Below are 12,360 nucleotides of genomic sequence, written 5' to 3' on the forward strand. Positions count from 1 at the left end.
ATGCGGTCGATCTGGCGGCTGCTTCCATCATGGTCGGGCTGACCTTTTCCTGGGGGCTGAACTATGTCGCCGCCAAGATCTCCTATGCCGGCTTCGATCCGGTTTTCGTCTCGATCGCACGTTCGATCATCGGCGGGCTCTGTGTGCTCGGCTGGTGCTGGCTGCGCGGCATCAGGCTGTTTAAGGCCGACGGGTCGCTTGTCGCCGGCATCGTCGGCGTGCTGTTCGGCGTCGAGTTCCTGTGCCTCTATATCGGGCTGGAATACACGACCGTTGCCCGCAACACGCTGCTGGTCAACACCATGCCGTTCTGGGTCCTGATCGGCGGCCATTTCCTGCTCGGTGAGCGTATCAACGCGCGCAAGCTTGGCGGGCTCGTTCTCGCCTTCTGCGGCCTGGTGGCGGTGTTTTCCGACGGGATTGCCGGCGGCACCGAGATGACCTTGATGGGCGATCTGCTCAGCCTCGGCTCCGGTATCCTGTGGGCGGCGACCAGCATCGTCATCAAGCGTTCGAAACTGGTCGAGACCAGTGCCGAGAAATTGCTGCTTTATCAGCTGGCCGGTGCGGCCATTGTCGGTGTCCTGGTTCTGCCTTTCGCCGGCCCGCCGATCCGCGCGGTCAGTGCCTTGCCGACATTGGCGCTGCTGTTCCAGTCGCTCTATATAGTTGCCTTCACCTATGTGCTGTGATTCTGGCTGCTCAGGCGCTATCCGGCATCGGGCCTGTCGAGCTTCGCCTTCCTGTCGCCGGTGTTCGGCGTCCTCTGCGGCGCTATCATTCTTGGCGAGGCGCCAACGATCAGGATCTTTGTGGCGCTTGGGCTGATCGCAGTCGGCCTGATCATCGTCAACCGGCCGGCGCGCAAGCAGGTACCTGGATAGAAAGTTCGACCATGCGTGACATCCTCAACGACCTCGAAGCGGGAAAGCATCTGTCCGATCCGGATCCGGTCCGCCGCGCCCAGATCCAGATGAAGACGCACCTGCCGAAGCGCTTCTACAAGGACGTGTCGGTCGTAGCTGTGGAGGACGGTTTTGTCGTCCACCTCGATGGCAAGCCGGTGCGCACGCCGGGCAAGGCGCTGCTGGCGCTGCCGACCGAAAAGGCCGCCGCCCTGGTCGCCAATGAGTTCGCTGCACAGGGCGAGACCATCGACCCGGTCACGATGCCGGTGCTGCGTCTGGTCAACACCGCCATCGACGGCGTCGCCAGCGACCCGCAGGCGGTGCTGGAGGACGTCTTGCGCTTCGCCTCGTCCGATCTGACCTGCTACCGCGCCGACGCGCCGCAGGGGCTGGTCGAGCGGCAGAACCAGCATTGGGATCCGGTGATCGACTGGGCGAGGGCGACATTAGGGGCTCGGTTCAACCTCGCCGAGGGCATCATCCATGTCGAGCAGCCGCGCGAAAGCCTCGCCGTCCTCGGCGCCCATCTTGCCCAGCGTGCCGAGCCGCTGCGGCTGGCTGCAATCCATGTCATGACTTCGCTGACCGGGTCGGCGCTGCTGGCGCTGGCGGTCGATTACGGCGCGCTCGACGGCGACGCGGCCTGGGCCGCCGGCCATGTCGACGAGGACTGGCAGGTCGAGCACTGGGGCCAGGACGCCGAGGCTGTCGCACGCCGCTCGGCCCGCAAACGCGACATGATGGCGGCCGTCGGCCTGCTCGACGCGCTGAAGACCTGATCCTCGGCCTTTTGCCGCACTGCACCTAATACCAAAGTCATAAATCCAAGGTCTGTCTGCCTCCGGCGGTCGCTTTCTGTCATTTTTTACGCCGATGGCTGGTTCGAGTCGCGTTCAGAGGGAACGCCGACGATGACGCCCAGCCTCGAGGACAGACGGGATTTCACGGGAGGACAGTTCAATGGCATTGGCATCGACCGCCGGCGGAGCCAGCCGCGGCATGACACGAGAGGAGAAGAAGGTCATCTTCGCCTCCTCGCTGGGCGCGGTTTTCGAATGGTATGATTTCTATCTCTACGGAGCGTTGGCCGGCGCGATCGGCTTGACCTTCTTCAACTCGTTTCCCGAAAGCACCCGCTACATCTTCACGCTGCTGGTCTTCGCCGCCGGCTTCATCGTGCGCCCGTTCGGCGCGCTGGTGTTCGGCCGCATCGGCGATCTCGTCGGCCGCAAATACACATTCCTTGTCACCATCATGATCATGGGTCTGTCGACTTTCCTTGTCGGCCTGCTTCCGGGCTCAGAGACACTGGGCATTCTGGCGCCGATCCTGTTGATCGCGCTGCGCATGCTGCAGGGCCTGGCGCTTGGCGGTGAGTACGGCGGCGCCGCGACCTATGTCGCGGAACATGCGCCGGATGACCGTCGCGGCTTCTACACGTCATGGATCCAGACGACGGCGACGCTCGGCCTGTTCCTGTCGCTGATTGTCATCCTGCTGGTGCAGAATTCTGTAAGCAAGGACGCCTTCAACGCCTGGGGATGGCGCATTCCTTTCCTGGTCTCGGCCATCCTGCTCGGCATTTCGGTCTGGATCCGGCTGTCGCTTTCGGAATCGCCGACCTTCCTGCGCATGAAGGAAGAGGGCAAGAGTTCCAAGGCGCCGCTGTCGGAAGCCTTCGGCCAGTGGAAAAACGCCAAGATCGCCATCCTGGCGCTGTTCGGCCTCACCGCCGGTCAGGCCGTGGTCTGGTACAATGGTCAGTTCTACGCACTGTTCTTCCTGGCCAATGTGCTCAAGGTCGACGCGCAGTCGGTGAACATCATGATTGCCATTGCGCTGGCACTCGGTACGGGCTTCTTCGTCTTCTTCGGCTGGCTGTCCGACAAGATCGGCCGCAAGCCGATCATCATGGCCGGCCTTGCGCTGGCGGTCGTCACCACCTTCCCGCTGTTCAAGGCGTTGACCTGGGCCGCCAATCCGGCGCTCGCCACCGCACAGCAGAACACGCGCGCCACGGTGACGGCGGCTCCGGGAGACTGCAACTTCCAGTTCAATCCGACCGGCACGCGCGTACCGGTCAGTTCGTGCGATATCGCGACCGATTTCCTTGCCAAGAACTCGGTGCCTTACGACATCGTCTCGACGGCGGCGGCGGGGACCCCGGCGAGTGTCATGATCGGCAGCGAAACCGTGGCGTCTTATGATGCCAAGGCCGCGGGCGACAAGAAGGCTGCCAGCGACGCTGCCTTCAAGAAGGGTATCAATCTCGCGCTTCAGGGGGGCGGTTATCCGCTGAAGCGTGCTGCCGCCAAGGTTGCCGACCAGAAGCTCGACGCCTTTGTCGCGGCCAATCCTGAACTGAAGCTCGACGCGGCAGCCATCCGCGCCGGCGAAAAGACCGCGGTCCCGACCGAACAGGCGATCAAGGACAAGGTGCTGACCAAGGACGAAGCCGCGGGCGCCACCGAGGTGACCGTCTACAGCGTTCCGGCAGCGGGCGCGTTCGCGATGTTTGCCGACCCCGCACAGGTCAACTGGGCCAAGGTCATTGGCATCCTGTTCATCCTGGTCCTCTACGTGACCATGGTCTACGGGCCGATCGCGGCAATCCTGGTCGAGATGTTCCCGACCCGCATCCGCTACAGCGGCATGTCACTGCCCTATCACATCGGCAATGGCTGGTTCGGCGGCCTGCTGCCCGCGATCGTGTTCGCGTTCAGCGCCTACAAGGGCGATATCTATTACGGCCTTTGGTATCCGGTGGTGATCGCGGCGGTGACGCTGATCATCGGCATGATCTTCGTCAGGGATACGCTCGGCACCGACCTGCATACCAAGCAGTAGCCGACGGCTCTGTATCAAACACAAACCCGGCGCGAGCGATCGCGCCGGGTTTTTGATTTGTGGGCCTGTTCGATCTATCAGCGCGGAAGACGCCTAGCTCTTGCGAGGCTGTTCGGCCTCCGCAATGGCGGCCTCATGATACCAGGCCTCGCCATGGGCAAGCGGGTGATCGCGCAGCGAAGCAAGCTCTGCCGCAAACTTGGCCTTTACGCCTAAATTTGAGGCAGTTACACGCGATGCCGCCGGGAATATCAGGATTTTGGCCGACGGACGGGCTGAGGTGATTTCCATGGTCGGTCTCCTTTCTTCTGGAGAGGCTCTTCGATTCATCTTTCCATCAAGGTAGGTCCTGCAATCCTTTTAGGCAAGATGCCTAAAGAAAGATCTGCATTTGCCTGTTATTTAAGCAAATTCTGCCTTTGATTGATCCGGGCGCATTGCTTAGGCGGCTTGCCATCACCGGCGGGATGAAAGGGCATTTTTGCCGCACCCTGACCAACTGAAGTGGCACACGATTTGCATTTTATCGACCGGCAGCTGGGCTGCTGGATGGCTCGGCGCGCCGGCGTCATCCAGGTTCGGTGATCAAGCAACGAGAGGCTCTAGAATGACGAAATACAAGCTCGAGTATATCTGGCTCGATGGTTACACCCCGGTCCCCAATCTTCGCGGCAAGACCCAGGTCAAGGAGTTCGCCGAGTTCCCGACGCTCGAGCAGCTGCCGCTGTGGGGCTTCGACGGTTCTTCGACGCAGCAGGCCGAAGGCCACAGCTCCGACTGCGTGCTGAAGCCGGTCGCCGTGTTCCCGGATCCGGCCCGCAGCAATGGCGTGCTGGTGATGTGCGAAGTGATGATGCCAGATGGCGTGACGCCGCATGTGTCCAACAAGCGCGCCACCATCCTCGACGACGAAGGCGCCTGGTTCGGCTTCGAGCAGGAGTATTTCTTCTACAAGGACGGCCGTCCGCTCGGCTTCCCCGAGAGCGGCTATCCGGCGCCGCAGGGCCCGTACTACACCGGCGTCGGCTATTCGAATGTCGGCCCGATCGCGCGCCAGATCGTCGAGGAGCATCTCGACCTTTGCCTCGCAGCAGGCATCAACCATGAAGGCATCAACGCCGAAGTGGCCAAGGGCCAGTGGGAATTCCAGATTTTCGGCAAAGGCTCCAAGAAGGCCGCCGACCAGATGTGGATGGCCCGCTATCTCTTGCAGCGCCTGACCGAAAAGTACGAGATCGACATCGAGTATCACTGCAAGCCGCTCGGCGACACCGACTGGAACGGCTCGGGCATGCACGCCAACTTCTCGACCGCCTATATGCGCGAAGTCGGCGGCAAGGCCTATTTTGAAGCGCTGATGGCTCAATTCGACAAAAACCTGATGGACCACATCGCCGTCTACGGCCCGGACAACGACAAGCGCCTGACCGGCAAGCATGAGACCGCTCCGTGGAACCGCTTCAGCTACGGCATCGCCGACCGAGGCGCCTCGATCCGCGTGCCGCATTCCTTCGTCAACAATGACTACAAGGGCTACCTGGAAGACCGCCGCCCGAATTCGCAAGGCGACCCCTACCAGATCGCTTCGCAGATCCTGAAGACCATCGCGGAGGTTTCGACCAGCGCGCAGGTCTCGGCGGCCGCCTAAGCATCTATAGCGGCGCAGGCTTCGTAAGCTGCGCCGTAGCCTGCTGCTACCACGTCTACGGTCTGCTATTGGTCAAACAAAAACCCCGGCGTCTGAACTGACGCCGGGGTTTTTCCTTGTCGCTGAGGCTTATCGCTCAGACCGAATAGTACATGTCGTATTCGACCGGATGCGGTGTCATTTCGAAGCGCATCACTTCGGCCATCTTGAGCTCGATGTAGCTGTCGATCTGGTCGTCGTCGAAGACGCCGCCGGCTTTCAGGAAGCCGCGGTCCTTGTCCAAGCTTTGCAGCGCTTCGCGCAGCGAACCGCAGACGGTCGGAATCTTCTTCAGTTCCTTCGGCGGCAGATCGTAAAGATCCTTGTCCATCGGCTGTCCCGGGTGGATCTTGTTCTTGATGCCGTCGAGGCCGGCCATCAGCATGGCGGCGAAAGCGAGGTAGGGGTTCGCGCCTGGATCGGGGAAGCGGACCTCGACGCGCTTGGCTTTCGGGGACGAGCCGAACGGAATGCGGCAGGAGGCCGAACGGTTGCGCGCGGAGTAGGCGAGCAGCACCGGGGCTTCATAGCCAGGCACAAGGCGCTTGTAGGAGTTGGTCAGCGGGTTGGTGAAGGCGTTGATCGCCTTGGCGTGCTTGATGATGCCGCCGATGTAGAACAGGCACGACTCCGACAGGCCGGCATATTCATTGCCGGCGAAGGTCGGCTTGCCGTTCTTCCAGATCGACTGGTGGACGTGCATGCCCGAGCCGTTGTCGCCGAAAATCGGCTTCGGCATGAAGGTGGCCGTCTTGCCATAGGCGTTGGCGACCTGGTGCACGACATATTTGTAGATCAGCATCTTGTCGGCGTTGCGGACCAGCGTGTCGAACTTGATGCCGAGCTCGTGCTGGGCAGCGGCAACCTCGTGATGGTGCTTTTCGACGCGCACGCCCATTTCGGCGAGCACGGTCAGCATTTCGGAGCGCATGTCCTGCGCGCTGTCGATCGGCGGCACAGGGAAGTAGCCGCCCTTGACGCGCGGGCGGTGGCCGAGATTGCCGGTCTCGTAGTCGGTGTCGTCGTTGGACGGCAGTTCGGTCGAGTCCAGCTTGAACCCGGTGTTGTAGGGATCGGCCTTGTACTTGACGTCGTCGAAGACGAAGAACTCGGCTTCGGGGCCGACATAGATGGTGTCGCCGATGCCTTCGGCCTTCATGTAGGCCTCGGCCTTCTTGGCGGTGCCGCGCGGGTCGCGGTTGTAGGATTCGCCGGAGACCGGATCGAGAATGTCGCACAGGATGACCATGGTCGACTGGGCGAAGAACGGATCCATATGGACGGTGTCCGCATCGGGCATCAGCACCATGTCGGACTCGTTGATCGCCTTCCAGCCGGCGATCGAGGAGCCGTCGAACATGACGCCGTCCGCGAACATGTCTTCCTCGACCTCGATGACATCCATCGTGACGTGCTGCAGCTTGCCCTTCGGATCGGTGAAGCGCAGGTCGACGAATTTCACGTCGTTGTCCTTGATCTGCTTCATGATGTCTTTGGCTGTCGTCATGTCGTTTCTTCCCTGTGTGATGACGTTTCGAGGAGACGTTAATCTGAAATCAGAAAGCTCAGACGGCGTCCATCCCCGTTTCGCCGGTACGGATGCGAACGACCTCCTCGATATTGGAGACGAAGATCTTGCCGTCGCCGATGCGGCCGGTCTGCGCCGCCTTGCGGATGGCTTCGATGGCGCCTTCGACGGCGTCGTCGCCCAGCACGACTTCGATCTTCACCTTGGGCAGGAAGTCGACGACATATTCGGCGCCGCGATAGAGTTCGGTATGGCCTTTCTGGCGGCCAAAGCCCTTGGCCTCGGTGACGGTAATGCCTTGCAGACCGGCCTCCTGAAGCGCTTCCTTCACTTCGTCTAGCTTGAACGGCTTGATGATCGCTTCGATCTTTTTCATGTAAAAAGTGGCCTCCACTGCCAAAAAAACGGGTTGTGCGCCCCGCTTGCGCCTCCATCAAGCACGAACCGTGCCAATTTCAGCCCACGCGAAGCGGTTTCGCGCAATTCCAATGCCGCGCCGCGCCGGGATGCACATTCGCGTCATCCTCTGCTTCGGCTGCGGCAAAGCTGCCCGAAGCCTACACATTGCCGCTTCGGGCGTCTGCACGATAATTAGGCAGATTGCGCATTTTGCAGGCCCGCGCGGATCCGTGGCACCAGTCTGCGAAAGGATTGGCCGCACGCCAACGCAGCACCTGGCCGTTTGCTTCGAATCCGAAACTGGACAATGCTCGATAGGGACAAAGGGGTCGGCCTTGAACGAAATGCGGGATCGGCAATCCATGAGCAATGAAGTCCTGTCGCCGGCCGAGATGGGCGAGGCCGACCGGCTGGCGATCGCGGCCGGTCCGCTCGACGGCTATGGCCTGATGCAGCGCGCCGGCGAAGCGGTCGCTGCTGTGGTCCTGGCACGCTATCCCGCAGCAAGCCGCGTGCACGTGCTGTGCGGCCCCGGCAACAATGGTGGCGACGGCTATGTTGTAGCGCGGTTGCTGGCCGAGGCTGGTGTGAATGTGGCGCTCTGGGCCGAAGGCAAGCAGAAGCCCGGGAGTGATGCGGCGCGAGCTTCCGAGGCCTGCAATCTGCCGGTCGAGCACATCGGACACTGCTACCCGGAACCGGGTGAAGTCGTCGTGGACGCGCTCTATGGTGCGGGATTGTCGAAGAAGATATCCCTGCATGCCTCTGCCGTCTCAGGATTGGCCGCGGCGGAGCGCGTGCCTGTGGTGTCAATCGACCTGCCTTCTGGCGTGTCGGGCGAGACCGGCTTGAGCAACGCTTATTTCAAGGCCGACGTGACGGTGACGTTCGTGCGGAAAAAGCCCGGCCATCTGCTGATGCCGGGGCGCAGCCTCTGCGGCGAGATCATCGTCGCCGATATCGGCATTCCGGATGCGATCGTCGATGAGTTCAAGATCAAGACGTTCGAGAACACGCCTGACTTCTGGCTATACAGTTTTCCGAAAACGGCGGTCGATACACATAAGTATAAGCGCGGCCACGTCAGCGTCTTTTCCGGCGGGCCGAGCGCGACAGGTGCGGCGCGGCTGTCGGCGATGGCTGCAGCCAGAGCCGGGGCAGGGGCGGTGACCGTGCTCTCGCCTGAAAATGCCATGCAGGTAAACGCCGCGCATCTGACATCGATCATGCTGCGCGAGGCCGGTTCGATGGAGGAAGTGCAGGAATTTTTGTCGGCGAGGCACCCCGAAGTACTTGTGTTCGGACCAGGGCTCGGGCCGAAACCCAAGGTGGGGGATTTCGCGTTGCAATTGATCGCGACGGTCGCTGACCTAAACCGCACGTCGACGAGTTCATTCGGAATTCAGCGCCCTGCCATTGTCTTGGATGCTGACGCCATCACGTCATTGGCGCATCAGCCTCAGGCCCTGTTCGACGCCGCGCTGCTCCCGTTGGCGCCGGTTTTGGTGCTGACGCCGCATGAAGGCGAATTCGCCAGACTTTTTCCCGACATCGCGAAGGACAAGAAGCAGTCGAAACTCGCCAAGGCGCGCGCAGCCGCTGAACGAGCCAACGCCATCATGGTCTACAAGGGCGCCGACACCGTCATCGCGGCGCCGGACGGCCGCGCGGTGATCAACGCCAATGGTGCACCATGGCTCGCCACCGCCGGTTCCGGCGACGTGCTGGCGGGCATTGTCGCCGCGCTGCTGGCGCAGGGCATGCAGGCATTCGAGGCCGCCTGCGCAGCGGTCTGGATTCATGCCGAGGCCGGCAGCCGCTTCGGACCGGGTCTGATCGCCGAGGATCTGCCGCTGGCGCTGGTGCCGGTGCTGCGTGAACTTGTCGAGGCGCGGCAGAAGGTGCCGATCGGATGAAGCGTTTCGCGCTCGCCATTGCAGCCATCATCGCGCTGTTCGCCTCGCATGGCGTGCGCGCTGAGCAGCCGGTGACCATCGTCGACGATCCGGCGGTGCTCGCCGCCCTCGATGCCAAGGGGTTTGGCTTCGCCGGCATTTTCGCCGTCGACGGCGCGGACGATCTGAAGACGCTCTACAGTGAGGTGCCGGCCTATCGTGCTGTTGTCGACATGGTGGCGGCCGATATTGCCACGCTGCGGGCCGAGATAAAGGCCGGCGGGCGCACGCTCTACGAGGTGACCGACGGCAATGTCGGCCGCATCATGGATATGCGCTGGCTGAAGACCGAGGCCGCGCGCTTCCGCCTGGTCGGCGTCGTCAACCGGCTGGACCGGCGTGACTTCACCGCGCTGCAAGGTGACAAGAGCTGTGGCGAGGTGCGCTTTGTCTATCGCCTGGCCTACAGTTTCCGCAAGAACGGCAAGGTTCTGGCATCGCGGCTGCCATTCAATTTCAACGCCGTCTACAGCGTGGCGCCGGATGCCGATGGCGGCTGCGTCGGCGTTGCCGGGCGCTGGACACCGCAGATCGACGAAAACGTCGATGCCGGCTGGCTGGTCGGCGGGCCGCTGGCACCGGAGGAACTGACTTTCAAACAGCTCGAACTCAACGCGCAAGTGGTGCGCTTTCCCTCGGGCCAGGAGACCGAGTTCGGCGGGCAGGCGGCCTATCTGATGCGGATCTTCGGCATCGATGGCGCTACCGTCAGCGAGAATCCGCTGGAGAATACGCCAGACGTCGCGCGGCTCTCCGACGATGCTGCACTCAAGAAAGGGCTCGCCGACTACGTCAGCGCCAATGTCGCGGCGGTCGATCTCGGCGTCTACGAAATCCCCGACGAATTCCTGGCGAAGAAAATCATCTCGTGGTCGACCTTCGGCAGCGCGAGACGGGCCAACCATCCGTTCACGCCGCTGTTCCAGCCAGCGGATTTCGCCGGCTTGGACTATGCGGCGCTAAAGCTGGTGCGGACACCGGAGGCGCTGGTCGAGCGGCTGGACAATGGCGCCTGCCAGGGCTGCCACCAGGCAGGCTCGACGGCCGGCTTTCACTTCATCGGCCTCGACGACAAAACGACGTCGCCTCTCAACCGGATCGAGGTCGGCATCTCGCCGCATCTCCATGCCGAGATTGCGCGACGTGAGGCCTGGCTGCGCGCGACGGAAGAAGGCAAGGAGCCGAACCGCTACCGGCCGCTGTCCTTCGCGCCGCCGGCGACATGGACCGATGCCGGCGATGTCGACTACGCCCCGGCCGAGATGGCGATGCCGTGCCTGATGCCGGATGATGCAAGACGCTTCGGCGCGACCTGGCAATGCGGTGGCGGCACCGTCTGCACGCCGCTGGCGACGGCCTCAGGCGTGCGCACCACGCTGGCGCAATGTCTGTTGCCCAAGGACAGCCCAAAGATGTTTTCGGGCCATCCCTGCCTGACCGGGTCGATCGCCAGCAACCCGTCTCAGCCGTTCAACGACCGCTACAAGATCACCGGCCAGTTCGCTGCTTTTGCGCCGACCTTTTCGCGGACCGCCTACACCTGCCGGCCACCGAAAATCGGCGTACCGGCAGGCATCGCTTATCGCGCCTGCGACGACAAGGACCGCAGCTTCGCCGCCTTCAAGACGGGCAAGCCGATGCCATCGGAAATTTGCGGCATGGTCGGCGGCAAGAAATTCGACACCTGCGTCGCCACCAACAATTTCGACCAGTGCCTCGGCGGCGCGGTCAACCGCGGCAACCGTCCCGCATGTTCGGCCGATCATTTCTGCCGCGAGGATTACATGTGCCAGTCGCTGCCGCCGGACACGCCGGGCGCCGCCAAGGTGAAAGGCATTGGTTATTGCTCACCGACCTATTTCATCTTCCAGATGCGCATCGACAACCACGCAACGCCTTGGGCGAGCGCGACCAGCGCCCCCAGGGATGCGGGGTTCGGGGCGGCGGAAGAGGAGTGAGCCTGCGAGTTGGGCGACCACCAGTTCAGCGCTGGAGATAGTCTTCCATCCGCGCAGTCCATTTGGTGTCGAATTCCGAAATGTGGCGCTGTGCTACGCTCGAGTTCAGCAGCGTCGAGAGCGCGGTCACGGCGATCGGGTCCAGGTCGGGCGGCTCCGTGTAGCCAAGCGCCGCCAGCCGTTGAGCCCATGATGGATGGGTGGACTTTGCGTCATCCGGGCTTGCCCACGCCTTGCGGGCGCAAACATCGAGGCAAATGGGTTCTCGCAGCTGGCCGGCAGCTTCCAGCATGCGCTCGAGCGGCGGTCGCGGCGGACGCAAAGCACCTCGCAATTCATGCTGCAAAGGGTCATAGACCGTCTCCGTGAAATGCACGTCTGCCGTGGCAAGAAGCAACAGCGCGCGTGCGGCGTGCTCGGCGTCGCCGGAGGATGCCGCGTGTCGATCTGCCTTGATCTCCGCTTCGCGCGAAAGCCGGATTTCTTCCCGCTCGAACGATTGCGACAGCCAGCCGATAGCGGCGTGGAGCAGGCTGCCTGTGATCGTGGTTCCGGGCGGGGCATACTCGAAGACAAATCCGAAACCGTTTTCGAACTCAGCGAGATTGAGGCTGCCATTGGTATCCTTGTTGCGCACATGCGCGTCCTCATGGGCAAGGATCGCGGCAAGCGCTCTTTCATCGGTCACTGCGAGGAGAGGGATGCCAATGGTTAGAAACAGCCGATTGCCGAGAAGGCCGAGAAGCGTGCGCTCTTCGCGCACGCTGGCGTTCAGGTTGCCCTCTAGTATGACAACCGTGCGCGCAGCACGGCGCGGTCCGGCGACGCTCCGCCACAGCGCCCACAGGCCGGGCGCTTCTGCTTCACTGACGCCTTTGATCTTGCTGCGTCGGAAGCCCGCAAACAATGTGCCGAACAGAAATGCCAAGGCCGTGGTGGCGATCGGCATGACGACGAAGCCGCTGGCGATAAACCAGATTGGATGGTTGTCGAGCAGGGACATCCAGACGCAGAAGACGATGAGAGCGGGAACAACGAAAAACAGGACCGTGAACCTGCCAAACCGCCGACCGGCGCT

9 protein-coding genes and 1 pseudogene are annotated in these 12,360 nt (G+C 62.4%); 6 read left to right on the forward strand and 4 right to left on the reverse strand.

The window, feature by feature from the left end; all coding sequences use genetic code 11:
- Window positions 1–29 precede the first annotated feature (29 nt).
- From NKJ18_RS22550 to NKJ18_RS22560, 3 genes and pseudogenes are all read left to right on the forward strand, one after another.
- Window positions 30–884, forward strand: a pseudogene (locus tag NKJ18_RS22550) (DMT family transporter).
- An 11-nt stretch (window positions 885–895) separates the two neighbouring features.
- Window positions 896–1,687 (forward strand): ATP12 family chaperone protein, encoded by a 792-nt coding sequence (locus tag NKJ18_RS22555; RefSeq protein WP_023688421.1) that lies wholly within the window; start codon window positions 896–898, stop codon window positions 1,685–1,687.
- A 181-nt stretch (window positions 1,688–1,868) separates the two neighbouring features.
- Window positions 1,869–3,755, forward strand: coding sequence for an MFS transporter (locus NKJ18_RS22560; RefSeq protein ID WP_023682590.1), 1,887 nt, complete (start codon window positions 1,869–1,871; stop codon window positions 3,753–3,755).
- A gap of 93 nt (window positions 3,756–3,848) precedes the next feature.
- On the opposite strand, the gene NKJ18_RS22565 is transcribed toward NKJ18_RS22560, so the two are convergent.
- Entirely contained in the window at window positions 3,849–4,046 is a 198-nt protein-coding gene (locus tag NKJ18_RS22565; RefSeq protein WP_023688422.1) for a DUF2735 domain-containing protein, read from the reverse strand.
- 316 nt (window positions 4,047–4,362) lie between these two features.
- On the opposite strand from NKJ18_RS22565, the gene NKJ18_RS22570 reads away from it, so the two are divergent.
- Entirely contained in the window at window positions 4,363–5,403 is a 1,041-nt protein-coding gene (locus NKJ18_RS22570) for a glutamine synthetase beta-grasp domain-containing protein (protein ID WP_023688423.1), read from the forward strand.
- A gap of 136 nt (window positions 5,404–5,539) precedes the next feature.
- On the opposite strand, the gene glnA is transcribed toward NKJ18_RS22570, so the two are convergent.
- Window positions 5,540–6,949, reverse strand: a complete 1,410-nt coding sequence (gene glnA / locus NKJ18_RS22575; protein ID WP_023672775.1) for a type I glutamate--ammonia ligase — start codon at window positions 6,947–6,949, stop codon at window positions 5,540–5,542.
- Window positions 6,950–7,007: 58 nt separating this feature from the next.
- The gene (locus tag NKJ18_RS22580; RefSeq protein WP_006205430.1) at window positions 7,008–7,346 is read right to left on the reverse strand and encodes a P-II family nitrogen regulator; all 339 of its coding nucleotides are present in this window, start codon (window positions 7,344–7,346) and stop codon (window positions 7,008–7,010) included.
- Window positions 7,347–7,731: 385 nt separating this feature from the next.
- Here NKJ18_RS22580 and NKJ18_RS22585 point away from each other — a divergent pair, with 385 nt between their 5' ends.
- The gene (locus tag NKJ18_RS22585) at window positions 7,732–9,285 is read left to right on the forward strand and encodes a bifunctional ADP-dependent NAD(P)H-hydrate dehydratase/NAD(P)H-hydrate epimerase (protein WP_023745021.1); all 1,554 of its coding nucleotides are present in this window, start codon (window positions 7,732–7,734) and stop codon (window positions 9,283–9,285) included.
- Window positions 9,282–11,282: a hypothetical protein gene (locus tag NKJ18_RS22590; RefSeq protein WP_352759723.1), complete on the forward strand. Its 2,001-nt coding sequence runs from the start codon at window positions 9,282–9,284 to the stop codon at window positions 11,280–11,282. The genes NKJ18_RS22585 and NKJ18_RS22590 overlap by 4 nt, the downstream gene beginning before the upstream one ends.
- 25 nt (window positions 11,283–11,307) lie before the next feature.
- On the opposite strand, the gene NKJ18_RS22595 is transcribed toward NKJ18_RS22590, so the two are convergent.
- A complete protein-coding gene (locus NKJ18_RS22595) occupies window positions 11,308–12,231 on the reverse strand; it encodes a M48 family metallopeptidase (protein WP_196814072.1) in 924 nt (307 codons plus the stop codon).
- Window positions 12,232–12,360: the final 129 nt, after the last annotated feature.

This window comes from Mesorhizobium sp. M0217, from assembly GCF_040321955.1.
Taxonomy (GTDB): domain Bacteria; phylum Pseudomonadota; class Alphaproteobacteria; order Rhizobiales; family Rhizobiaceae; genus Mesorhizobium.

Coding starts and splice junctions, on each gene's coding strand:
- NKJ18_RS22555 (WP_023688421.1), top strand. CDS start 896: ATGCGTGACATCCTCAACGACCTCGAAGCGGGAAAGCATCTGTCCGAT.
- NKJ18_RS22570 (WP_023688423.1), top strand. CDS start 4,363: ATGACGAAATACAAGCTCGAGTATATCTGGCTCGATGGTTACACCCCG.
- NKJ18_RS22560 (WP_023682590.1), top strand. CDS start 1,869: ATGGCATTGGCATCGACCGCCGGCGGAGCCAGCCGCGGCATGACACGA.
- NKJ18_RS22585 (WP_023745021.1), top strand. CDS start 7,732: ATGAGCAATGAAGTCCTGTCGCCGGCCGAGATGGGCGAGGCCGACCGG.
- NKJ18_RS22565 (WP_023688422.1), bottom strand. CDS start 4,046: ATGGAAATCACCTCAGCCCGTCCGTCGGCCAAAATCCTGATATTCCCG.
- NKJ18_RS22595 (WP_196814072.1), bottom strand. CDS start 12,231: ATGCCGATCGCCACCACGGCCTTGGCATTTCTGTTCGGCACATTGTTT.
- NKJ18_RS22580 (WP_006205430.1), bottom strand. CDS start 7,346: ATGAAAAAGATCGAAGCGATCATCAAGCCGTTCAAGCTAGACGAAGTG.
- NKJ18_RS22590 (WP_352759723.1), top strand. CDS start 9,282: ATGAAGCGTTTCGCGCTCGCCATTGCAGCCATCATCGCGCTGTTCGCC.
- glnA (WP_023672775.1), bottom strand. CDS start 6,949: ATGACGACAGCCAAAGACATCATGAAGCAGATCAAGGACAACGACGTG.